The sequence below is a fragment of the Kribbella sp. NPDC004875 genome, assembly GCF_042873375.1.
Lineage (GTDB): Bacteria > Actinomycetota > Actinomycetes > Propionibacteriales > Kribbellaceae > Kribbella.
In genome coordinates this window covers 43,046-66,572 of sequence record NZ_JBIALI010000008.1, presented here as the reverse complement: position 1 = coordinate 66,572, position 23,527 = coordinate 43,046, and the positions used below count along the sequence as shown (strand labels likewise).

Annotated in this window: 17 protein-coding genes and 1 pseudogene; 12 read left to right on the top strand and 6 right to left on the bottom strand. The window is 69.0% G+C overall.

Annotation, left to right across the window (positions count from 1 at the left end):
- Positions 1-8: 8 nt before the first annotated feature.
- From ACFYRH_RS36405 to ACFYRH_RS36390, 4 genes are all read left to right on the top strand, one after another.
- Entirely contained in the window at positions 9-2,045 is a 2,037-nt protein-coding gene (locus tag ACFYRH_RS36405) for a S41 family peptidase (protein WP_387784663.1), read from the top strand.
- Positions 2,046-2,154: 109 nt separating this feature from the next.
- Positions 2,155-3,372 (top strand): aconitase X, encoded by a 1,218-nt coding sequence (locus tag ACFYRH_RS36400; protein WP_387784661.1) that lies wholly within the window; start codon positions 2,155-2,157, stop codon positions 3,370-3,372.
- Positions 3,369-3,770, top strand: coding sequence for an aconitase X swivel domain-containing protein (locus tag ACFYRH_RS36395; protein ID WP_387784660.1), 402 nt, complete (start codon positions 3,369-3,371; stop codon positions 3,768-3,770). The genes ACFYRH_RS36400 and ACFYRH_RS36395 overlap by 4 nt, the downstream gene beginning before the upstream one ends.
- Positions 3,771-4,021: 251 nt before the next feature.
- Positions 4,022-4,852 carry a phosphatase PAP2 family protein gene (locus ACFYRH_RS36390; RefSeq protein WP_387784658.1) on the top strand — a complete coding sequence of 277 codons (831 nt, stop codon included), beginning with the start codon at positions 4,022-4,024 and terminating at the stop codon, positions 4,850-4,852.
- 14 nt (positions 4,853-4,866) lie between these two features.
- On the opposite strand, the pseudogene ACFYRH_RS36385 reads toward ACFYRH_RS36390, so the two are convergent.
- Positions 4,867-6,843, bottom strand: a pseudogene (locus ACFYRH_RS36385) (SulP family inorganic anion transporter); the annotation flags it as partial.
- 324 nt (positions 6,844-7,167) lie between these two features.
- On the opposite strand from ACFYRH_RS36385, the gene ACFYRH_RS36380 reads away from it, so the two are divergent.
- Complete coding sequence (locus ACFYRH_RS36380) at positions 7,168-7,935, top strand: SDR family oxidoreductase (RefSeq protein WP_387784656.1); 768 nt, start codon at positions 7,168-7,170, stop codon at positions 7,933-7,935.
- Positions 7,936-7,939: 4 nt separating this feature from the next.
- Here the strand turns inward: ACFYRH_RS36380 and ACFYRH_RS36375 are convergent, their stop codons facing one another.
- Together ACFYRH_RS36375 and ACFYRH_RS36370 are read right to left on the bottom strand one after the other, a co-directional pair.
- Positions 7,940-8,707 carry a DUF427 domain-containing protein gene (locus ACFYRH_RS36375; protein ID WP_387784654.1) on the bottom strand — a complete coding sequence of 256 codons (768 nt, stop codon included), beginning with the start codon at positions 8,705-8,707 and terminating at the stop codon, positions 7,940-7,942.
- 60 nt (positions 8,708-8,767) lie between these two features.
- Positions 8,768-10,813 carry a fibronectin type III domain-containing protein gene (locus ACFYRH_RS36370; RefSeq protein WP_387784652.1) on the bottom strand — a complete coding sequence of 682 codons (2,046 nt, stop codon included), beginning with the start codon at positions 10,811-10,813 and terminating at the stop codon, positions 8,768-8,770.
- Positions 10,814-11,020: 207 nt separating this feature from the next.
- Here ACFYRH_RS36370 and ACFYRH_RS36365 point away from each other — a divergent pair, with 207 nt between their 5' ends.
- The 3 genes from ACFYRH_RS36365 (at position 11,021) to ACFYRH_RS36355 (ending at position 15,798) form a co-directional block, all read left to right on the top strand.
- Positions 11,021-12,508 (top strand): lysyl oxidase family protein, encoded by a 1,488-nt coding sequence (locus ACFYRH_RS36365; protein ID WP_387784650.1) that lies wholly within the window; start codon positions 11,021-11,023, stop codon positions 12,506-12,508.
- 136 nt (positions 12,509-12,644) lie between these two features.
- Entirely contained in the window at positions 12,645-14,207 is a 1,563-nt protein-coding gene (locus ACFYRH_RS36360; RefSeq protein WP_387784648.1) for a N,N-dimethylformamidase beta subunit family domain-containing protein, read from the top strand.
- A gap of 181 nt (positions 14,208-14,388) precedes the next feature.
- Entirely contained in the window at positions 14,389-15,798 is a 1,410-nt protein-coding gene (locus ACFYRH_RS36355; protein ID WP_387784646.1) for a N,N-dimethylformamidase beta subunit family domain-containing protein, read from the top strand.
- Between the two features lie 146 nt (positions 15,799-15,944).
- Here ACFYRH_RS36355 and ACFYRH_RS36350 read toward each other — a convergent pair whose 3' ends face one another.
- Positions 15,945-17,474, bottom strand: a complete 1,530-nt coding sequence (locus tag ACFYRH_RS36350; protein WP_387784644.1) for an MFS transporter — start codon at positions 17,472-17,474, stop codon at positions 15,945-15,947.
- Between the two features lie 124 nt (positions 17,475-17,598).
- On the opposite strand from ACFYRH_RS36350, the gene ACFYRH_RS36345 reads away from it, so the two are divergent.
- Positions 17,599-18,471 carry a LysR family transcriptional regulator gene (locus ACFYRH_RS36345; protein WP_387784642.1) on the top strand — a complete coding sequence of 291 codons (873 nt, stop codon included), beginning with the start codon at positions 17,599-17,601 and terminating at the stop codon, positions 18,469-18,471.
- Here the strand turns inward: ACFYRH_RS36345 and ACFYRH_RS36340 are convergent.
- Positions 18,468-19,952: a sulfatase gene (locus tag ACFYRH_RS36340; RefSeq protein WP_387784640.1), complete on the bottom strand. Its 1,485-nt coding sequence runs from the start codon at positions 19,950-19,952 to the stop codon at positions 18,468-18,470. The genes ACFYRH_RS36345 and ACFYRH_RS36340 overlap by 4 nt on opposite strands.
- Before the next feature lie 53 nt (positions 19,953-20,005).
- Positions 20,006-20,818, bottom strand: a complete 813-nt coding sequence (locus ACFYRH_RS36335) for a UbiA family prenyltransferase (protein WP_387784638.1) — start codon at positions 20,816-20,818, stop codon at positions 20,006-20,008.
- A gap of 18 nt (positions 20,819-20,836) precedes the next feature.
- Here ACFYRH_RS36335 and ACFYRH_RS36330 point away from each other — a divergent pair, with 18 nt between their 5' ends.
- From ACFYRH_RS36330 to ACFYRH_RS36320, 3 genes are read left to right on the top strand one after another with little or no spacing between them, the layout of a single operon-like run.
- On the top strand, positions 20,837-21,889 hold the full coding sequence (locus ACFYRH_RS36330) for a type III polyketide synthase (RefSeq protein ID WP_387784637.1): 1,053 nt from the start codon (positions 20,837-20,839) through the stop codon (positions 21,887-21,889).
- Entirely contained in the window at positions 21,889-22,401 is a 513-nt protein-coding gene (locus tag ACFYRH_RS36325; protein ID WP_387784635.1) for an isoprenylcysteine carboxyl methyltransferase family protein, read from the top strand. The genes ACFYRH_RS36330 and ACFYRH_RS36325 overlap by 1 nt, the downstream gene beginning before the upstream one ends.
- Positions 22,398-23,414 (top strand): NAD(P)/FAD-dependent oxidoreductase, encoded by a 1,017-nt coding sequence (locus ACFYRH_RS36320; protein WP_387784634.1) that lies wholly within the window; start codon positions 22,398-22,400, stop codon positions 23,412-23,414. The genes ACFYRH_RS36325 and ACFYRH_RS36320 overlap by 4 nt, the downstream gene beginning before the upstream one ends.
- The last annotated feature ends 113 nt before the right edge of the window (positions 23,415-23,527 follow it).

The following is a 23,527-nucleotide window of genomic DNA, read 5'->3' as shown; positions in this document are numbered from 1 at the left end:
GGGGAGCCATGTCGCAACCACGCACGATGAAGCAGACCACGCAGAAAACCGCAGCGCAGAAAACCGCGGCGAAGAAGCTTGCAGCGAGGAAGAGCGCGGTACGGCGGAGCGCTTCCGCACAGGAGGCGGCGCCGCACCAGCCGTCGGCCGCGGATGCGGTCGCTGCCGTTCCGCTGGCCGACTTCCTCGACTCGGCCGGCACGCTCACACTCGACCAGCGCCGGCTGCTGGTGGACCAGGCGCTGCTGCTGTTGAGCGAGAACTACGTGCACCTGCCGCTGAAGATCGCGATGCACGCCGTCAACCCGCTGCAACGGCTGCGCGTGATGCGCGCCCGGTTGGCGCGCCAGACGCCCGAGACGATGGAGACCGAGTGGCTGTTCCATCGCGAGATGTCGAGCATCTTCCACTCGGTCCGCGACCTGCACACCAACTACCTGCTGCCGGTCCCGTTCGCCGGCATGGTCGCGTACCTGCCGTTCCTGATCGAGAAGTGCTACGACGAGGCCGGCGCCGAGCACTACCTCGTGGCCCGAACGGTCACCGGCTACCAGGCGCCGCAGTTCGGTCCGGGCGCCGAGGTGACGCACTGGAACGGTACGCCGATCGCTCGCGCCGTCGCCCTGAACGGGTCGGTCTTCGCGGGCAGCAACCAGGCAGCGAACCTCGCCCGCGGTCTGGAGTCGCTCACGCTCCGGCCGCTGATCATCCAGTCGCCGCCTGACGAGGACTGGGTGACGCTGACGTACGTCGGCCTCGACGGCTCGAACCAGGAACTCCGCGAGCAGTGGAAAGTCACCGCCAACCTGCCACCGATGACGGACCTGGACGCGGTCAGCGTGGCCTCGGCGTCGATGGGTCTCGACCTGGACTCCGACGAGAAGTCCCGCGCGAAGAAGGCGCTGTACGTCCGTGACGTCGTCGAACTCGAAGGCGGCCGCAGCTCGGTCGAACTCGCCGCACCGGCCGCGGTCGCCGGCGCCGACCTGCCGACCACGATGCCCGGTGTGTTCCGGGCTCGCGAGGTCGCGACGCCGTCCGGGACCTTCGGGCATCTGCGGATCTTCACGTTCAGCGTGCAGGACCCGGTCGCGTTCCGGGACGAGTTCGTCCGGCTGACCACGGCGCTGCCGCAGAACGGCCTGATCGTCGACGTCCGCGACAACGGCGGCGGGCACATCTACGCCAGCGAGTTCACCCTCCAGACAATGACGCCGCGGCGGATCGCGCCGGAGCCGGTGCAGTTCATCAGTACGCCGCTCAACCTGCGGATCTGCCGGCGGCACAAGGACAACCCGTCCGGGATCGACCTCGGCCCGTGGTTCGACTCGCTGGATCTCGCGATCGAGACCGGCGCGCAGTACTCCGCCGCGAAGCCGATCACACCCGAGGACGGCGCGAACGACCTCGGCCAGACCTATCACGGGCCGGTGGTGCTGATCACCGACGCCCGCGTCTACTCGGCCACGGACATCTTCTGCGCCGGCTTCGCCGACCACGAGATCGGAACCATCCTCGGCGTCGACGACAACACCGGCGCGGGCGGCGCGAACGTCTGGACGCACGGTCTGCTCGCGCAGTTGCTCAACGAACCACCGCCACCCGACGAGACCTCGCCGTACGTCGCGTTGCCGAACGGCGCGAATCTCCGGGTCGCGATCCGGCGTACGCTGCGGGTCGGCAAGCTGGCCGGGACGCCGGTCGAGGATCTCGGCGTCAAACCGCAGGAGACCCATCGGATGACCAGGGCCGACCTGCTCGAGGGCAACGTCGACCTGCTGAACAAGGCGGGCGCGCTGCTCGCGGCGATGCCGGTCCGCCGGCTGGACCTGAAAACGTCGCTCGACGGGACGACGCTCACCGTCGCGATCGATGTCCAGGGCATCAATCGGGTCGACGTCTACCTCGACGACCGCCCGATCAGCTCCGAGGACCTCACCACCACGCTCAGCATCGACATCCTCGACGTGACCCCGGGCCAACTGCTGCGCGCGGACGGCTACCAGTCGGGCGTCCTGGTCGCCTCGCGACGGCAGTCGGTCTAGGAAGCGGACCGCCACCACTCACCAACCGCACCTGGCGCCGGACCGCTGAGCGTGACGGTGCCGCGCCCAGGGTGGTTGGTGAGTGGTGCAGGTCCGCTAGTTTCGAGGTATGCAGAGTCTCCACCTGACCGTCGAGGAGCAGGCGATGCTCAGAGGTCGGGACGGGGACGGCGTGGCGCTCGCGATGCGGGTGATCGTCGGTCAGGCGCGGATCTCGGAGGCGCCGCGGCTGGTCGAGATCACGTCGGCCCATGTCGATTCCTGCCTGTATCACGGTCAGGTCAGCCTGGATTTCGCGCAGCGCCTGGTCGAGTCGGGCGCGACGGTGCGCGTCCCGACCACCTTGAACGTCGGCTCGATGGACCTCATCCATCCTGGGCTCGTCCGCGATCAGGAGCTCGCCGCGGCGGGGCGCGAACTGATGGCGGCCTACGTCGCGCTCGGCGGTACGCCGACCTTCACCTGCGCGCCGTACCAGTTGCCGCAGCGGCCCACGTTCGGCGAACACATCGCCTGGGCGGAATCCAACGCGATCGTCTTCGCGAACTCGGTGCTCGGCGCGCGCACGGATCGGTACGGCGACTTTCTCGACGTCTGTGCGGCGATCACCGGACGAGCGCCGTACGCCGGACTGCAGACCCCCGAGGCTCGCCGCGGGACCGTGGTCTTCGACTGCCGCCCACTGGGCGACTTCCTGCGGGACGAACTCGCGTATCCGCTGCTCGGTCATCACATCGGGTCGGTGGTCGGCGCCGAGATCCCCGTATTGGTGGGGATCCCCAACGATGTCGGCGAGGACGCATTGAAGGCTCTCGGTGCGGCTGCGGCGTCGGCCGGCGGAGTTGCGCTCTTCCACGTGGTCGGGGTGACACCGGAGGCGCCCGCCACTGTCGACGAGCTGCCGGTCGGCGTCGTCGCCGTCGACACGCTGCAGCGTGTACGACGAGAGCTGTCGGCGGCCGGGTCCGAGCTCGATGCGGTGAGTGTCGGTACGCCGCATGCGTCGTACGACGAGTGCGTTCGCCTGGCCGAGTTGGTGGTGGGGCCGCCGTTCAAGGTGCCGTTCTACTTGTCGACATCTCGCCTGACGCGGGACCGGCTGGTTGCGGACGGCGTACTGCAGTTGCTGGAGAGCGCCGGCGTGACCGTCGTCGTCGACACCTGCACCTATGTCACGGCGATTCTGTCGCCCGACTGGAAACACGTGATGACGAATTCGGCCAAGTGGGCGCACTACGCTCCCGGAAACCTCAACGTGTCCGCGGTGCTCGGATCGCTTATCGAGTGCGTCGCGTCTGCTCGCGCCGGTCGCGTGGTGCTCGCATGATCGTCGGCCGCACGCTGCACCCCGGGACCGCGACCGGTGAACCCATTCGGCTCACCGCCCCGCTGTCGTTCTGGGGCGGGACCGACAGCCAGGGCCGGATCGTGGACGCCCATCATCCGCAGTGCGGTGCCATCCTCACCGGACGCGTTCTGCTGATGGAGTCCGGTCGCGGTTCGAGCTCCGCGTCCAGCGTCCTGGCCGAACAGATCCGCGCCAACACAGCACCTGCCGCGATCATCCTCAGCCGCCCGGATTCGATCATCCCGCTCGGCGCCCTGATCGCCGCCGAACTCTACGACCTGCACCTTCCGGTCGCGGTCGCGTCGTACGACGAGATTCCCGACGGCGCGCAGGTACACATCGCCGCCGACGCAATGCAGGCAACCATCACCTGGTGACTGCGGAGACAGGGGAACCGCCTGAGTACGGCGGTCGCCGCGAAGCGGACCGCGCAAGCCGTGAGGGCCAGAGCGAGGTTCCCACGGTGTGAGTTGGTTCATATTCTTCGCAACTATCAGCAGATTGCGATAATTTGAAATAGTGCCAAGGATCACATCGGAAAACGAATGACCGTTCTTGATCTGCGGGCGATCCCGGGCGCAGGGTGGATTTTCAGAGAACGAGCGTTCGGTTTGAGCTGGGGGTCGGCATGGCGCAGGTGACTCTGGACCGGGTGGGGCAACTGCCTGAGCTTGGGCAGCAGCACAGTGGGCACGGCGGCTTGTGGCGGATCGTCCGGGAGATCGCGCTGCTCGCACTGCTCTTCGGCGTCTACAACCTGGGCCGGTTTCTCTCGGCCGAGCATTCGGGCGCGGCTTTCAAACACGCGCACGAGCTGATCCGGTGGGAGGCCTGGCTCGGGTTGCCGAGCGAGGCGACGCTCCAGCACCACGCGTTGCAGGTCGACGGACTTGCCCGGGTCGCGAACGTGTTCTACGCGAGCGTGCACTTCCCGCTGACCGCGGCGGTCCTGCTGTGGCTGATGATCCGCCGCCCGGCCGCGTACGGGAAGGCGCGCTGGGCGCTGGCGTCGCTGACCGGGCTGGCGTTGATCGGGCACATGTTCTTCCCGCTCGCCCCGCCGCGGATGATGCCGGGCTGGGTCGACACCGGGGTGCTGCTCGGCCAGTCGGTCTACGGACCGAGCACGCACTCCGGTGTCGCGAATCAGTTCGCCGCGATGCCGAGCCTGCACGTCGGCTGGTCGCTGCTGGTCGCGGTCTTCCTGATCCGGGCGACGAGCTCACGGTGGCGGTGGCTGTGGATCGCACACCCGGTGCTCACCTTCACGGTCGTCGTGGTCACTGCCAACCACTACTGGCTGGACGGGTTGGTGGCGATCGCGCTCGCCGTACCGTTGCTCCTGATCTTCGACAGTTCGTCGTCGGCCCGGACCAGGAAGGGCGCGCGGTCCACGACCAGTCGCGCGGCGGCCGCGCCGATGTCGAACCAGAGCCCGATCAACTCGAGCCGGCCTTGATCCTCGGCCTTGCGGACACAGTCGAAACTCCGCAGGTTCTCCAGCTGTACGGCGACATTCGCGACCGACAGCTTGTCCGCGGGGGACAGCTTCACGCCGCTCGCGGGGTCGACGATGTCCGGCAGGGTGAAGGCCCGTCGTACCGATGGTTCGAGGTGCCGGAGCCAGCTCCGCAGGCCCGAGCCCTCGGGGACGTCGGCGGCCAGCGCGGCCGCGGCGGCGCCGCACGCGGAGTGTCCGCAGACCACGATCGACTTCACCCCGAGGACGTCGACGGCGTACTCGATCGCGGCGTCGACGGAGCTGCTGTTCGATCCCTTGGCCGGCACCAGGTTGCCGATGTTCCGGACGCAGAACTGGTCGCCCGGACCGCTGGTGGTGATCATCGTCGGGACGATCCGCGAGTCCGCGCAGGTGATGAACAGATGCTCCGGTCGCTGTCCTTCGGCCGCGAGTTTCGCCAGCAGCGGCCGGATCTGGTCGGCCGTCGCCTCGAACTCGCGGACGCCGTCCAGCATCGAGACCTGCTGGCCCGATCCCGGCCGGTGCACCTCGACCGAGCCGCCGCGCGCGATGTGCCCGCGCTGCCAGTCCTCGATCGCTTCGTGGGCCGCATGGTCGAGGTGATCAACGGTGAGGACGACACGGACATGCGCACCGGTGGGGATCGATCGCAGCGTGCGCACGAGCGACGCGACGCCGAGGAACACGAGCGCTCCGCGGATCCGCACCGTCCAGACGCCGTTCGACTCGGTCGCCGTCACCGTGGCTCGCGCGAGCCGGTAGAGCAGCCGGACGAGCGCCAGTACGAGACCGAGCAGCACGCCTTCGGCCAGTCCCAGGGCGGCGACGCCGACCGCGGTCACGACGTAGACGAGGAGCTCGTCGTGCCGGCGGAGCGTGCGGATGTGGGCGAGCTGCACGAGGCGCAGACCGGTGACCAGCAGTACGCCGGCCAGCGCGGCCATCGGGATGAGTTCGAGCATCGATCCGGCGGCGAGTACGAACGCCGCGATCCACAGGCCGTGCATGATCGAGGAGGCCCGGGTCCGCGCGCCGGCCGCGACGTTGGTCGACGAGCGGACGATGACGCCGGTGACCGGCATCCCGCCGAGCGCGCCGGAGACGGCGTTCGCGGCCCCCTGGCCGATCAGCTCGCGGTCGAGGTTGCTGCGGCTGCCACGATGAAGCTTGTCGACGGCAACGGCCGACAGCAGTGACTCGACGCTGGCGACGAGCGCCACGGTGAGCACCGCGGTGATGATCTCGACCGGCGTGCCCTCGGGCATCGCCGGCATGATCAGGCTCTGCAACGGGTTGTCCGGCAGGTCGACCCGCGTCACGTCGGGCATCGCGACCGCCGCCAGTGCGGTCACCGCGACCACGGCGACCAGTGGTGCCGGAACCGCTTTGACCTTGGGGATCCGCGGCCAGGCGAGCACGATCGCGACGGTCAGTACGCCGACCACGACCGAGTGCCCGTGGTGAGCGATCAGTTGCGCGGGGAGCGCGGCGATGTTCGCGATCAGCGAGCTCTGGGCCTTGCCGCCGAGCACGACGTGCAGTTGCTGGACGGCGATCGTGACGCCGATCCCGGCGAGCATGCCGTGGACGACGGCCGGTGACAGCGAGAGCGCCAGCCGTCCGATGCGGGTGACGCCGAGCAGGATCTGCAGCAGGCCGGCGGCGCAGGTGATGGCAGCGGTCGCGGCCCAGCCGAACTGGCTGACCAGTCCGGCGACGACGACCGTCAGGCCGGCCGCCGGGCCGCTGACCTGGAGTGGGGAGCCGCCGAGCGCGCCGGCGACGACACCGCCGACGACAGCGGCCACCAGGCCGGCGATCAGCGGGGCGCCGGACGCGGCGGCGATCCCCAGCGACAGCGGTATCGCGATGAGGAACACCACCAGCGAGGCCGGCAGGTCGTGATGGAGTATTACCTTCCAGGAAGAGCGTTCACTGGAAGCAGGTGGGGAATGGGTGGTCGGCACGGGAAAGTCCTCCGGCGTCGGTGCTCAGGGAATGGTCGGGTCTGGTGCTCCAGCACCTACTGCGCGTCGCTCGGCACGGCATCTCGCTGCACGTGAGCAAAGGCCACGATGCTCCGCATCGAGTCCTTCACTCCCGCGCACCGAGCTACCGCACCGAGCACCTGCTCGCTACGGCGCTGGAGCACCAGACCCGACCTGCAGCTCGGGCATCAGGCGTCGAAACAAAGAGTGTCGATCTGGTTACCCATCGTACTGATCCGTTCAAGGCCGGAACAGCGACAATTCCAAGTCGTTGCCAAAGACATCGACGTCGAGGAGAAGTGAGTGGACCTGCAACTCTCGGGCAAGACGGCCGTGGTGACCGGTGCCAGTAAGGGCATCGGCCTCGCGTGTGTGGCGGCGCTCGCGCGCGAAGGCGCGGCGGTGACCGGGATCTCCCGCGACGCCGCCAACCTTGCGAAAGCGCAGGAGCAACTGGCGGACGTGACGTTCGGGGTCGAGGCGGTCGACCTGACCGACGCCGAGGCCACCAGGGCCGCCTTCGAGCGGATCGGCGTACCGGACATCCTGATCAACTGCGCCGGGGCGGCGCGGCGGACGCCGGTCGACGAGCTGGACAGTACGGCGCTGCATGCGGCGATGGAGGCGAAGTACTTCACGTACATGCACGCCACCGAGGCCGTCATTCGCGGGATGGCGGAGCGCGGGAGCGGCGCGATCGTGAACGTCGTGGGTCAGGGCGGTCGCGCCGCGAATCCGTTGCACATCGGCGGCGGCGCGGCGAACGCGGCGTTGATGCTGGCGTCGGTCGGGTACGCGAAGGCGTACGCGGGGCAGGGCGTCCGGGTGAACGTGATCAACCCCGGCACGACCCGGACGACGCGCGTGGACGAAGGCCTCGAGGCCGCGGTCCGGGCGACCGGCCGGCCGAAGGACGACCTCCTCGCGGAGATGGTCCGCGACATCCCGATGGGGCGCGTCGGCGAACCCGAGGAGGTCGCGAACGTCGCGGTGTTCCTCGCGTCCCCACTGGCCAGCTACGTCACCGCGTCGATCATCACCATGGACGGCGCCACCACCGCCGGCATCTGATGCTTCATCGAGTGTTCACGGTTCCATCGGTTGGTCGCTGACCTGGGTTCGAGAACGGGGTGACCGGCCGCTCCTGTGGTACGCCGTCCACGGTGATGTCGACGTTCTCGTTGAAGAACGCGATGTGGTTGGCGATCGGTAACAGGTTCGCGGTCGGGAAGTCGTACGACCAGGCGACGTCGGGCACCGACGGGACCGACCAGTAGCCCGAGGTCCGGCCCTTGTACGGGCATGCGGTGACGGTTTCGGTCGGGGTCAGGTGTTCGAGGTGGACGGCCGTGCGCGGGAAGTAATAGCGCGGCGGCAACCCGGTCTCGAAGACGATGACGACGGACGACGAGTCCGCCAGCAGTACGCCGTCCGCGGACACCTGGTGGCGCCGCGTCGACTTGATCGCGTCGACCCGCGAGTACGGGTTGCGGGGATGGACGAAGACTTCCTCGTCTTCCTCGAACCAGCTGTCCAGCGCATCCCATTGGAACCGGACCCGGTCCTTTGCGACACCGTCGTCGTACACCCAGGCCTTGCCTGAACCGGCCGTGTGGACGCGGGCGACACCGTGCTCGAAGGTCCGGGTCTCGCCGGTGTCGGTCAGTACCCCTTCGGCGACGTCCGCGAGCGGGACGTAGTACTGCGGGTACGGCGGGAACTCCCAGAGGTAGATCGCGTTGTGGGTGTCCAGGACGACGCGATCGTCGAGCAACGCGCGGATCCGGCGCGGGACCGGTGCGGTCCCACCGGGCGGGATCAGTGGTTCGGGGTAGGCGCTCATACGTCCAGTAAAACGCGGGGCCGGCCCTGGTGGAGCCGGCCCCGCGGTCCAGCGGCGCAGTTACACGCTGATCCAGTCGATGTCGGCGATGTAGCCGTTCGGGTTGCTGATCTTGAGCGAGTTCGAGCCCGCCGCCAGCGTCACCGGGAGGTAGGTGACCTGCGGCGTACCCCAGTCGTTGTCGCCGAGGCCGTGGTAGTTCACCCAGTAGCTGTCGGCGCCATTGACCGTCAGCATGCTCTGCCGGCTGGTGTCGCCGTCGGTGTACGCGATCTTCACCAGGTACGTCCCGGTCGCCGGTACCGTGATGTCGTTCAGCGTCACCGTCGACCCGTACCCGATGTTGCCGATCTTCGCGCCACCCGAGCACAGCTTGCAGTCCGAGACGCTCGCGTCGCCGGTCCGGGTACTCGTCGGCGCTTCCGCCTCGTACCGCACCGGTCCGCCCGCCGCCGCGGTGTACATCGTCACGGCGGCGCTCGCCTCCGACGTACGACCGCCCTTCACGCCCTTCACCGTGACCGTGTACTGCGTCTGCGCCGTCAGCCCACGCACCACGGTGCTCGGCTTCGTGCTCGTCGCCACCTGCTTGCCATTGGCAAACACCTGGTACGACGTGGCGCCGGCGCTCGGCCGCCAGTCCAGGGACACCGTCGTATCGCTGACGTCGGTCGCGGTCACGTCCGCCGGAATGCTCACCGGAACGTTGCCCGGCGTGATCTTGTACAGCTTCGACCCGTGCGCGGGCAGCTCGGCGCTCACCGAACCGCTGACGTCACGCATGTTCCGGTTCGCCCAGATGTCGCGGACGGTCGCCGTGCCACCGATCCCGAGCTGGTCGAAGTTGCCGGTCACCGTGGCGGGGGAGTCGGCGAGGTTGAACAGCGCGACCGTGGTGCTGCCGTCGGCGTTCTGCGCGTACCAGACCTGCTGCAGCTGGTCCTGGTTCAGCGGACGGGCCGGGTTGCCGGACTGGTTGATGGCGATGACCTCGCGGTTCGTCAGCAGCTTCAGACCGTACGCGTCGAGCTTGGTCAGGTCGTCACCGGCGAACAGCGGTGCCGAGTTGATCGCCCAGAACGTCATGTAGCTCTGGCGTTCCGCGTCGGTCAGGCCGTCCATCGCGCCGACGCCGACGTTCAGCGCGTCGAGGTTGTTCCAGTGGCCGGGGCCGGCGTCGTCGATCCACTGCGGCAGGTCCCACCAGCGGGCCTTCACCGAGCTGTCCCACTTGACGATCGTGTCGCAGTAGCACTCGACGTCGGTATCGATCCGCCAGCCGTTCGAGTTCGCCTTCCACACGTCGGCGTACCGATGGCTGAGCGACCAGGACAGCGTGTACATCATCGGGCGGCCGGCGTTCTGGACCGCGCGCCACCACGCCTCGATGTCCTCGGTGTTGTTGTGGTTCGGATCGTCCGGCGCGCCCTTCCAGGAGCCGGGGCCGACGCCGTCCATCTTGATGAAGTCCACGCCCCAGGACGCGAACAGCTTGGCGATCGAGTCGGCGTACTTCTGCGCGCACGGGCTCGCGTAGTCGATCTTGTACGCCGCGTCCCAGCCGTTGGTCTTGCGCAGGTCGGGATACACGATGTCGCGGGTGAAGCAGCCGGGCGCGTCGTAGATCGGGGTGTTGCCGTCGCGGTACACGTCCGTGCCGAGTCCGACGACGGTGTAGATGCCGAACTTCAGGCCGAGCTTGTGGATGTCGTCGCCGACAGCCTTCATGCCGCGCGGGAACCGCTTCAGGTTGGCGACCGGGCGACCGTACTCGTCGCCGCCGTCCTGCCAGCCGGCGTCGACGTTGATGTACTCATAGCCGTACGGCTTGAGCTTGGTGGCCAGGGCGTTCGCCTGAGTGAGGATGTTCTTCTCGCTGATGAAACTGCCCGGGCCGTCAGGGTTCACGCCTGGGTAGTTGGTGGACTGCAGGCTCCAGCTGCTCCAGCCCATGTAGGGCTTGGCGGCGATCTGTCGAGGGGCGGTGGGAGTCGGGGCGGCGCTCTGGACCGCGGACGCCGGGGCGGTGCCTGTCGTGGCGACGGCTGCGGTCGACACCAGGGCGACGGCAGCCAGCACGAACGTGGTGCGGTGTCTCAAGGACATGTGATGGTCCTCCGGGGGAGGAGTGAGCGGACCTCGCCGAGCCTAGGTGCGTTTAATTTACACAGTCAAGTATTCGGGTGTCGTGACTTCCCGTGACACGACTGCCATGGAACCTTGATCAACTTCGGTCCGCCGCCGGGTCGTCGTACCAGCAACAGGCCGGTCTCGTGAGGAAACCGGCCGGGTGCAGGAGGGGGTTTCATCATCGTGAAGGCACAGAAACTCGGCCGGACGGCGGTCGCCGTGGCCGGGGCGGCGGGCCTGGTCGCACTCGCGGCCGCGGGCGCATCGGCGGCCACCGGTGGACAGTCGGGTACGACGGCCGCGCGGCCACCGCTGAAGTTGGTTGCCGGAAGCATCGACGTGACGTTGACCGATGTCGAGGACTACGGCGTCGACCTCGATCTCGGGACCCATGTGGTGGCGGGTAACGCACCGATCGAGGTGCGCGCGACGCGGGCGTCGTACGCGTCGCCGGTGGTCGCGACGCAGTACGTGCGCGGCAAGCCGGTGCGGCAGCTGCCGAAGGGGATGGTCACGGACTTCTCCGGGCTCGGGAAGTTCCTGCACCTCACGCTCACCAACGCGGCGGGCAAGAAGGTGCTGGACAAGGACCAGACGGTCTGCCTGAACGGCGACGGGTCCCGGACCCGTCCGGATGCGCCGGCGACCTCGCCGTACCCGGACGGCTGTACGGCGAACCCGTTCACGCAAGGGGCGGTGTGGGGACTGCAGACCGGCTGGTCGGCGCAGACGTTCAACGACGGAGCTCCGGCGAAGCTCGCGGTCGGCAAGTACAAGGCCACGGTGACGGTGAACAAGGCGTATCGGGATTTCTTCGAGATCCCTGCGAAGGACGCCGCGGTCACCCTGAATGTCACGGTGCAGAAGGGCGACACCTGTGTCCGAGGCTGCATTGGTGCCAAGCGCGCGGTGAGTGCAGCGACACCGAAGCCGAATGCAGCCCGGCCGACCGGTACGGCGAGCGTGCCGAACGGGCCGAAGCCGGACCTGCGGCCGGTGCCCGCGTGGGGGATCGAAGTCGCGCCGGGTGACGCCGGTACTCCGGATGCGAACAAGGACTTCCTGCAGTTCTCCGCGACCGTCTGGAACGCGGGCCCGTCGCCGCTCGTGCTCGACGGATTCCGTCGCCAGGGCAAAGACTTGATGGACGCGTACCAGTACTTCTACGACGCGCGCGGCAAGCAGGTCGGGTATCAGAACACGGGCACGCTGGAGTGGGACGGCAGAGAGGGCCACAACCACTGGCACTTCACCGACTTCGCCCGCTACAGCCTGCTGAACGCGAAGCAGACGGAGGTGGTCCGCAGCCAGAAGGAGGCGTTCTGCCTGGCCGCGACGGACTCGATCGACTACACGGTCAAGAACGCGAACTGGCACCCGGACAACACCGACCTGCACACCGCGTGCGGTGACCACAGTTCGCTGTCGGTCCGCGAGGTGCTGGACGTCGGCTCCGGCGACACCTACGTGCAGACGCTGCCGGGCCAGTCATTCGACATCACCAACCTGGCCAACGGCACGTACTACGTCCAGGTGACCGCCAACCCCGAGCACCGGCTGTACGAGTCGAGCACGAAGAACAACGTCGCACTCCGGCAGGTCGTCCTCGGCGGCACCAAGCACCACCGCACCGTCAAGGTGCTCCCGGTCGGCGTCATCACCGCTCCCTGATGACGCCCCGCCGGCCGGCTGAACCAGGGCCATCGGCAGCCCGCGCCCCCGGCCCTGATCCAGCCGGGGGCGCGCGCACTCTCAGCCTGTTCCAAGCTCCGTGCTCCTAACCTTCGAAAGGGCGAGAGGAGGGGCTGTGCGCGCAGGGATCCTTGCTGTCATGGTCTCGTTGTCGACGATTCTGATCTCCGGGTGCCAGGCGACCCCGAGGCACCCCGCCGCCGCGGCGGCCGGCACCGTCCCAGGTCCGCTGGAGACCATCAGGTCCGGCTCGACCAGCTGGATCATCAGAACGAGCCAGATGGCCGGTCCCGCAGACCTGGCCGGCTACACCGATCACACCAGCGTCCGCAGCGGTGAGCCTTTCCGGCTCTTCGTCTCCTCGTCCGACGGCAACTTCACAGTCCGCTCTTACCGGCTCGGCTGGTACGGCGGAACGGGTGCCCACCTCGTCTGGACGTCACCCGCCGTACGAGGCATGCGGCAGGCGGCGCCGACGTTGACGAGGCTCCGAATGGTGACGACGAACTGGCGGCCGTCGCTCACGGTCCGGACCACCGGCTGGCTGCCCGGTGCGTACCTGTTGCTGTTGCGCGCGGCCAACGGCAAGGAGAAGTACGTGCCGATGGTGGTGCGGTCGGACTCCGCCCGGGACGCGGTGCTGATCGTCGACGCGGTCAACACCGAGGAGGCGTACAACGCATGGGGCGGTTACTCGCTCTACCACGGTCCGCGCGAGCTGGCCGCGCGCCGTTCGCTCGAGGTGACCTTCGACCGGCCTTACGACGACGGCGGCGCGCGCGGATTGATGGACTACGCGATGCCGGTGATCCGGGAGGCGGAGCAGAGCGGCGTACGACTGGCTTATGCGACGAGTGCGGATCTCGACGCGGATCCGGGGTTGCTGGCCGGCGCGCGCGGGATCGTGTTCGGCGGGCACGACGAGTACTGGACGCCCGGTCTGCGCGACGCGGTGACGAAGGCGCGGGACGCGGGGACCAACCTCGCGTTCCTCGGCGCGAACTCGGTGTTCTGGCGGGTCCGGTACGCGGCCGGCCGGCTCGGTCCGCGGCGGGTGCTGATCGGGTACAAGGACGCGCGTCTGGATCCGGTGAAGAACCGGTCGGACACGACAGTGCGGTGGCGGAGCAACCCGTTCCCGGAGCCCGAGAACAGCCTGACCGGGATGCTGTACGAATGCTTTCCGGCGGTCGGCGCGTTCACGATCCGGGACCCCGGGTTCTTCCTGTTCGCGGGCACCGGGGTTCGCGCGGGGACGTCGTACCCCGGGCTGATCGGGGACGAGGCGGACCGGGCCTATCCGATCGCGGGGACTCCGGCGAACCTGCAGGTGGTGGCGCATTCGCCGACGACGTGTGGGCCGGCTCACCACACGTTCTCGGATGCGTCGTACTACACGGCGGCCTCGGGGGCGGGCGTGTTCACCACCGGCTCGATCGAGTGGGTGCGGGCGCTGGCGGGACCTGACCCGAGGGCGGGGGTGGGTCCGGCGGCGGTGGCGTTCGCGCGGAAGGTGACGATCAACGTGTTCCGGGCGCTGGCGGGCGGCCCATTGGGGCGGACGCATCCCGCGCACGGCGACCTGTCGACCTTGCATGCGTCACCATCTACGGTGAGTGGGACAGGGGGGCCGGTGGGGAGTACGTCGAGCCACCTGCCGGTGAATGGGAGGGCCTGACTGTATGCGCCGATGGTTCGTGGTGGGTGTTGTCCTGCTGTTGACGGCAACGGGGTGCCGCTCGGGAACACCAGGTTCGGACCCGTCACCAACCACCGATCGGCCGTCCACCGGTCAGCCATCGTCCGGCCAGCCGTCGACTGGTGAGCCATCCACCGGTAAGCCGTCGACCGCCGCGCTAGTGGCCGAGAACGCGAAGCCGGGGACGACCGCCTGGCGGATCGCGGTGAACCGGATCGCCGGGCCGATGGAGCTCGCCGGGTACGCCGATCACGTCAGCGTCCGCGGCGGACAACCGTTCCGCCTGTTCGTCACCTCGACCGCGGGCGCCTTCACGGTGCGGGCCTTCCGCGTCGGCTGGTACGGCGGCACGGGCGCCCGACTCGTGTGGACGTCGTCAACGATCTCGGGTCGCGCCCAAACCGCGCCGACCGTGCGGCCGGCGGACCGGATGGTCAGCACGAGCTGGCAACCATCCCTCACCGTGCCGACGACAGGCTGGCCGCCCGGTGCGTACCTGCTGCTCCTCACGGCAGCCAACGGTAAGCAGAAGTACGTCCCGATCACCGTCCGCTCGGAGTCGACCCGCGGCGCCGTCGCGATCGTGAACGCGGTGAACACGTACCAGGCCTACAACCAATGGGGCGGCTACTCGCTCTACAACGGTCCCGACAAGTCGTTCGCGAGTCGTGCCCACCGCGTCACGTTCGACCGGCCGTACGACGGTAACGGCGCGCGCACGTTGGTGCAGTCGGAGATGCCGCTGATCCAGTTGGCCGAGCGGAGCGGCGTACCGCTGGCTTATCTGACGAGTGTGGATCTCGCCACCGCGCCGGGCGCGTTGGCCGGGGCACGTGGCGTGGTGTCGCTGGGGCATGACGAGTACTGGACTGTTGCCATGCGCAATGCGGTGACGAAGGCGCGGGACGCAGGGACGAACGTCGCGTTTCTCGGCGCGAACGCGGTCTACTGGCGGGTCCGGTACGAGAACAGTCCGCTCGGGGCGGATCGGGTGGTGGTCGGGTACAAGGACGCGACCGCGGACCCGGTGAAGAACCGGCCGGACACGACCGCGAAGTGGCGCAGCAAGCCGGATCCGCGCCCCGAGAACTCGTTGACCGGGATGCTGTACGAATGCTTCCCGGCGGTCGGTGCGTTCACGGTGCACGACCGGGGCTTCTTCTTGTTCAGCGGCACGCGAGGTACGTCGTTCCCGGGGCTGGTCTCGACCGAGGTCGACCGGGCGTACCCGATCCCGGGGACGCCCGCGAACCTCCAGGCGGTGGCGCACTCGGCGGTGAGCTGCGGACCGGGAGTGCACACGTTCTCGGACGCGACGTATTACACCGTCGCGTCCGGAGCCGGGGTCTTCGACACCGGATCGATGGAGTGGGTCCCGGCCCTGCGTGCGCCGAACTCGAAACTCTCACTCACCGCGGCGGGCGTGGCGTTCGCGCGGACCGTGACGACGAACCTGATCCGCGCGATGGCCGCCGGCCCGATGGGTCGCACCTACCCGGCCCGCGGAAACCTCGCCACCCTCGGCGCCTCACCTTCCACGTCGACAGGGTCGGGCGGCCAGGTCGGATGAGCCTTCCAACGCGGTCCGGCCTGGCGCCAACGCCACCTTGTGCACCCAGCGCGCATTCGCGGCCGTCCGGAGTACGCGCTCGGTGCACAAAGTGGCCCGGGGCAGGGGCGAGGTGGAAGGCAGCCGCTCGGCCCTGCCCCGGGAACTCAGTGGTGTTGCGGGCGGCGGCGGGAGCGCACGCGCCCGACGTGTGAGTCCATTCGTGCGTGCTGCCGGCGCCCGAGGGCGAACGGGCGGGACGTGCGGTTCCACAGCGGAGTGCTCTGCGGTGCCGCCAGCTGGATCTCGGTCTGCTGCAGGTTGAGCCGCAGCGGGACCTGGTGCCACGGGGAGCGGGTCCGGACAAGGACCAGCCGGAACTTCCCGTCCCGCCGCAGCCGCAGACCGATCGCGATCGTCGCGATCGCCGGCACCAGCCCGGCAAGGGCCAGCGCCGAGCGCGCCCCGAAGTGCTGTGCGAGGTACCCGACCGTCGGCCCGCCGATCGCGCCGCCCCCGATGAAGACCAGGTTGTAGATCCCGGAGACCCGGCCGCGCAGGCCGTCCGGAGTGGTCAGCTGGACCATCGACTGGGCCGCGGTCAGGAACATCAGCGTCGCCATCCCCATCGACGCCAGCACCGGGATGAACGTCCACAGCGACGGCTGGATCGCGGCGAGCACCTCGGTGACGGTCAGCAGGCAGGCGATGCCGATCAGGTTCCGCAGCCGGGTCGGCCGGACCCGCCGGGCCGAGAGCAGCGCCCCGGCGAGCGCGCCGGCCGCGACGACCGAGTTCAGGACGCCGTACCCCGACGCGCCGGTGTGGAAGACCCGGTCGGCGAACGCGGTCAGCGACACCGGCAGGCTGATCGTGAACATGCCGTAGATCCCGACCAGCGCGATCGCCCAGCGGACGGCCGGCTCGTGGAACGCGTACCGCACGCCGTCGCGCAGCCCGTCCCGGATCCGCAGCCCGGCGCTCGCCGTCCGCGCCGCGTGCAGCCCGGGCATCTCGCTCTCGCGCATCCGCAGCAGCGCGCTGATCGAGGCGAAGAAGGTCAGGCCGTTGAGCGCGAACGACCAGCCGGCGCCGATCGTGCCGAGCAGTACGCCGCCGAGCGCGGGCCCGATCAGGCTGCCGAGCTGGAACGTCGACGACACCATGCTGATCGCGTTCCGGACCGTGTCGCGGGGGACCAGCTCGGTGACGAACGACTGCCGGGTCGGGTTGTCGACGGCCGTGGCGAGGCCGAGGACGAACGCCATCGTGTAGACGTGCCAGACCTGCACCTGACCGGTGAAGGCGGTCAGCGCGAGGATGCCGGCGCAGGTGCCCATCGTGATCTGGGTGACGAGCAGGATCTTCCGCTTCGGGAAGCGGTCCGCGATCACGCCGCCGAACAGGCCGAGCACGAGGGTGGGGAGGAACTGCAGCGCGGTCGTGATGCCGACCGCGGTGGCGCTGCCGGTGAGCGTGAGCACCAGCCAGTCCTGGGCGATGCGCTGGATCCAGCCGCCGGTCGAACTGACCAGCAGACCGCTGACCAGGAGGCGGAAGTTACGGACCCGCAGCGCGCTGAAGGTGTCCTTGAAACCGGGGCGGCGCGCCTGCGTTTCCCGGAGTTTCGTCGAGTCGGTGGTGCGGTGGAGGTGGAAGTCGGTGGACGGGACAGTACCGGTGGCCCGGGTGGTCAAGAGCGATCCCTACGCGATTGGACTGGTCAGGGGAGGACCCCTCCATCCTCAGGGGTGGACGCTGGATTCCCCCAACGAATTACTCCTATTAGTCTTATTGCGTGACGTAATGGGAGGTGCATCGATGTACGACCCGGACCAGCTCCGGACGTTCCTCGCGGTCGCGCAGTCGCTCAGCTTCACCCAGGCAGCCGAGCGGCTGGGCATCCGGCAGCCGACGGTGAGTCAACATGTCCGCAAACTCGAGACGGCGGTCGGGCGACCGCTGTTCGTCCGTGACACCCGCACTGTCACGCTGACCGCCGACGGCGAGGCGATGGCCGGCTTCGCCCGCACCATCCTGGCCGCGCACGAGGAGGCGGCCGGATACTTCACCGGCTCGGAGCTCCGCGGCCGGCTGCGGTTCGGCGTCACCGACGACCTGGCGCTGACGCCGCTGCCGAAGATCCTGCGCGACTTCCGCCAGCTCTACCCGCGGATCGATCTCGAACTGACCGTCGCCCAGAGCCCGAACCTGCTCCGCCGGGTCGAGTCCGGCCACCTCGACCTCGCCTACGTCAAGCACGGCGCGGGCGGCGGCTACGAGCCGAACGGCCGGCTGGTACGCCGTGACTCGCTCGTCTGGGCCGGGATCTCGGGGACCCGGATCGCGCCGGACGGCCCGGTCCCGCTGGTCACCTACCAAGCGCCGTCGCTGAGCCGGTCGCTCGGTGTGCAGTCGCTCGAGCAGGCCGGCCGCACCTGCCGGATCACGTGCATCGTGCGCGGCGTCAACGGCGTACTGGCGGCGGTCCGGGCCGGGCTCGGGATCGCGATCTTCGCCCGGTCGCTGATGCCCGCGGACCTGGTCGAGCCGCCGCCGAGCGCCGGGCTGCCGGAGCTGCCGCCGATCGACCTGGTGCTGATCACCAACCCGCGCGCCGCCAAGGAACCGGCCGAGGCGTTGACGGCCGCGATCCTCGGCAGCAACGCGCCGCTGAAGCCCGACGCTGCCTAGCCGGCCGCCTTCCAGCAGGCAGCTTCGCCCTTGCAGGCCTTGAGCGCCATGAGCTTGGCGTGCAGCGCGGCGCGCTGGGCCGTCGGGAGTGCGGAGGCCGTGTTGTTCAGCTGGAGCGGGTCCTTCGAGCGGTCGTAGTACTCGACGGTCCCGTCCGAGTATTCGACGTACGTCGTCGTCGCGGTCCGCAGAGCCTCGTACGTCGTGGGGTTGCCGCTGCCCTTCTGGGGATGATCCGGGTCCGTCGGGTCGGTGTCCGGACCGTGGTGCTCGACGAGGCTCGTCGTACGCCAGTCGTTGGGCGCCGTACCGCCGAAGAGCGAGGTCAGCGAGCGGCCGTCGACGTCCTTCGCGGGAGTCAGCCCGGCGAGGGTCTCGAAGGTCGGCGCGAGGTCGATGTTCTGCGCGGGCTGCTGCACGGTGCTGCCGGCCTTGATCCCCGGACCGGTCATCACCAACGGCACGTGGATGTCTGTCTCGAACGCGGTCTGTTTACCCGCGGTCAGCCGGTGCTCGCCGAGGTGGTACCCGTTGTCGGAGCTGAACACGACGACCGTGTTGTTCGCGACGCCTTCCTTCTCCAGCGTCTCGCGCAGTGAGCCGACCATCCGGTCCACCGCCTGCACGGCCTGCGCCCGCTTCCGGAACGCGGCGTCGAGAGCCTTCTGCTGCTTCGGGGTGAGCGCCGGATGCTTGGCCAGCCACGGCGGCGCGTTGGCCGGCAGCTTGTCGTACGACGCGTCGCGCGGAGCCGTCAGCCCGGGGAACTTGTCCTTGTCCTGCGGCGCCGGTGTGTACGGACCGTGCGGCGCGAAGGTCGCGACCTCGACGAAGAACGGCTTGCCGGCGTCCGCCGACGACGTGATCACGTCTCTCGCCTTCCCGGCCACCACGTCGGTCAGGTAGTCACTCGGCTCCTTGCCGTGCTTGTCCAGTTCGTGGTTCGTGTTCAGCGTGTAGTTGTACTCCTTGTACCCGTCGCCGGCGACGAACCAGTCGTCCCAGCCCGGCGGAACGTAGTTGTCCTGCCCGTCGACAGTGCCGTCCGGCTGGTAGCCGTTCAGGTACTTGCCCATCATCGCGGTGTGGTAGCCGGCCTTCTGCAGCGCGGTCGCGAACGTAGAGTCCTCGTTCTCGCGCTTGTGGAAGGTCTTGAACCCGCCGTCGTCGCCGCCATTGGTGAACACCCCGGTGTTGTGCGGGAACTTGCCGGTGAAGATCGACGACCGCGACGGGCAGCACAGCGAGTCCGTCACGGAGTAGTTCGCGAACGAGGCGCCGTCCTTGGCCAGCTTCTGTACCTGTGGCATGTACTGCAACAGGTTCATCGACAGGTCGTCGGTGAGCACGAACACCATGTTCGGGCGGTCGGCCGCGCCTGGGCCGGTGTTGACGGAGGTCGGTTGCTGATCGGCCCGGGAACAGCCGGCCAGTGCGACCAGCAGAGCGAGCACCACAGCGATCGTTCGTCGCAAGAGCATGTGTTCCACCGTAAACACGCGGCGACGATCTGCACCTGAAGAGTCGCTGAAGGTCAGACGAGGGCGTCGCCACGCAGGACCAGCGAGATGACGCTGACCGCGGCGATCGCGATCGTGATCAGGAACGGGGCGTCCCGCCAGAGCACGATCGTGGCGAGCAGCGCCGCGACCAGGGCCAGCGCGACCCAGCCGATCACACCGATCGCGCCGGCCGGGGCGATCACCAGCAGCCCGGTCGCGAGGGCGAGCGGGAGCGGGGCGATCAGGCGGGCGTACCGGCCGAGTCGTTGCGGCCAGCCACGGACGCCGGTCGCGAGATCGTCGTCCAGATCGGGTACGACGTTCGCCAGATGGGCACCGATACCCAGGAGGGCACCCGCCGCGGTGGCCCACCACGGTGCCCAGACATCCGCGGTGCCGAGCGTCACGAACGACGGCAGTGCGCCGAACGCGACGGCGTACGGGAGCCAGGAGACCGCGGTGGATTTCAGGCCCAGGTTGTAGGCCCAGGCGCAGGCGACGAACAGCAGATGAACCAGTCCGGCCGCGAGACCGTTGGCCAGGGAGACGGGGATGGTGATCACCAGCATGACGCCCGCACTGATCGCGAGCGTCCGCCGACTCACCAGTCCACGGACCACGGGCTTGTCCCGTCGGTTCACAATGGTGTCGCGGGCGGCATCTATCGCGTCATTGCTCCAGCCGATCGAGAGGTGGCCGGTGAGGATCGTTGCTGCGACGAGGAGACACCCGGCCGGACTGCGCCCGGCCGACCACGCGACAGCCGTGACCAGTGCGGTGACGGCAACGGTAGGACCGGGATGGCAGGCGAGCGCCAGACCGCGGAGCGTCTTGAGGATCCCCACCCACGTAACGATGCCACGATGACGCGGATCGCAGCGGTCCGGCCCGCGCTCCCGCCGTACCGCTATCCGCAGGCCGAGCTGACGGATGCGTTCGCCTCGATGTGCCTTCCGGACGGAGCGGGTACGGCGTTGTTGCGCCGGCTGCACGCCAACGCGGGGGTGTCGTACCGGCATCTGGCGTTACCGCTGGAGGAGTACGCCGTACTCAAGGACTTCGGCGCGGCGAACGACGCGTGGATCGCGACGGCAGTGGATCTCGGCGCGGAGGCGGTCGCGGGAGCGGTGCACGACGCCGGGTTGACGCTGGACGATATCGACGTACTGATGTTCACGACGGTGACCGGAGTGGCGGCGCCGTCGATCGATGCGCGGGTGGCCCTGCGGCTGGGACTGCGGGAGGACGTGAAACGCCTGCCGCTGTTCGGGCTCGGGTGTGTCGGCGGGGCGGCGGGGATCGCACGTCTGCACGACTACCTGACGGCGTGGCCGACGCAGGTCGCCGTACTGTTGTCCGTCGAGCTGTGTTCGCTGACGTTGCAGCGCGACGATGCCTCGTTACCGAATCTGGTCGGTGGGGCACTGTTCGGGGACGGCGCGGCGGCAGTGGTGATGACGGGGTCCGAGCACCCGCTGGCGTCCGGGCCTTCGGTGGTGGCGACGCGCAGCCGGTTGTATCCGGACTCGGAGCGGGTGATGGGGTGGGACGTCGGGTCCGGCGGGTTCCGGATCGTGCTCGGGGCCGACGTACCCGAGGTGGTGCGGACGTATCTGGGTGGCGATGTCCGCGGGTTTCTGGGGGAGTACGCGTTGACGGTGCCGGAGATCGGGACCTGGGTCAGTCATCCGGGCGGGCCGAAGGTGCTCGAGGCGGTTGCGGAGACGCTGGCGCTGCGGCCCGGCGCGCTGGATCTGACGTGGCAGTCGCTCGATGCGGTCGGCAACCTGTCGTCGTCATCGGTGCTGCACGTGCTCGGTGACACTCTCGAGATGGATCCTGCTCCCCAGGGACCCGGGGTGTTGCTGGCGATGGGTCCCGGGTTCTGTTCCGAGCTTGTGCTGATGGAGTGGTGATGTACGGCTGGTATGTGGGTCTGGTCCTGCTCGTCGCTGCCGAGCGCGTGGCGGAGCTCGTCGTGTCGTTGCGCAACGCCAAATGGAGTTTCGCGCAGGGCGGGGTGGAGTACGGGCGGGGGCACTATCCGTTCATGGTCGCGCTGCACACCCTGCTGCTGGCGGCGTGCCTGGTGGAGGCGATGCACCGGCCGTTCATCCCGTGGCTGGGGTGGACGATGTTCGCGGTCGTGCTGCTCGCGCAGGGGCTGCGGTGGTGGTGCATCACGGTGCTCGGACATCAGTGGAACACCCGCGTGATCGTCGTACCCGGGTTGAAGCTGGTTGCCCGGGGCCCGTATCGGTTCCTGCGGCATCCGAACTACGTGGCGGTCGTCGCGGAGGGGATCGCGCTGCCGCTCGTGCACACCGCGTGGGTCACCGCGCTGGTCTTCACCGTCCTGAACATCCCGCTGCTGGCCGTCCGGATCCGCTCCGAAGAGGCGGCACTGAAGTCGGCGCTGGTGACGTGATCGACCTGCTGGTCGCCGGTGCGGGGCCGGCCGGCGCGGCCACCGCCATCCGCGCCGCGATGGCGGGTCTGTCGGTCGCGGTCGTCGAGCCGCGCTCGGCGCCTGTCGACAAGGCCTGCGGTGAGGGCATCGCGCACAGCGCGGTCGGGTATCTCGACCGCCTGGGCGTGGAACTCACCGGCCGCCCGTTCCACGGTATCCGGTACGTCGACGACTCACACTCCGTCGACGCCCGGTTCACCGCGGGGCCTGGCCTCGGGGTACGCCGTACCACTCTGCACGCAGGTCTGGTCGCTCGCCTGGCCGCCCTCGACATCCCGGTGATCCACGGCCGGGTCGGGCCCATCACGCAGAACCTGGCCTCCGTGACCGCCGCCGGCATCACCGCGCGCTATCTGGCGGCAGCCGACGGCCTCCACTCGCCGATCCGTCGCCAACTCGGTCTCTGCAGCGAGAACTCCGGTGAGGTCCGGCGCGGTCTGCGACAGCACTTCCAGGTCGCGCCGTGGACCGATCTCGTAGAGGTCTACTGGTCTCCTCTCGGCGAGGCCTATGTCACCCCGGTCGCCGGCGACCTGGTCGGCGTCGCGGTCCTCACCTCGGCTCGCGGCAGCTTCAGCTCGCACCTCGACGCGTTCCCGCTGCTGAAGCGCCGACTCCGGGGCGCGGTAACAGCCAGTGCGGTAATGGGCGCCGGACCGCTCCGGCAACGCGTCCGTGCTCGCACGGCCGGGCGGGTGCTGCTTGTCGGCGACGCCGCTGGCTACGTCGACGCGCTGACCGGCGAAGGTATCGCCGTGGCCCTGCGAACATCGGCCGAACTCGTCGACTGCGTCCGGGCCGGCCGTCCACAGGATTACGAGACCGCCTGGCGCCGGGTGTCGTGGGAGTGCCGGCTGCTGACCACAACGTTGCTCTGGGCCCGCAACCGCTCGGTGCTCGCGCCGCGGATCGTGCCTGCCGCGGCGCGGCTGCCTGGGGTGTACTCGGCGATCGTCAACCGGTTGTCGTAGGCAACGTGGGTCGTGAAATGCCGTTGGCCCGGCGATCGCTCAGACAATCGCCGGGCCCACGGTGGGCCGAGCTTCCTGGTGAAAAGCTCGGACCTTGGTCCGCCGTTCCGGCG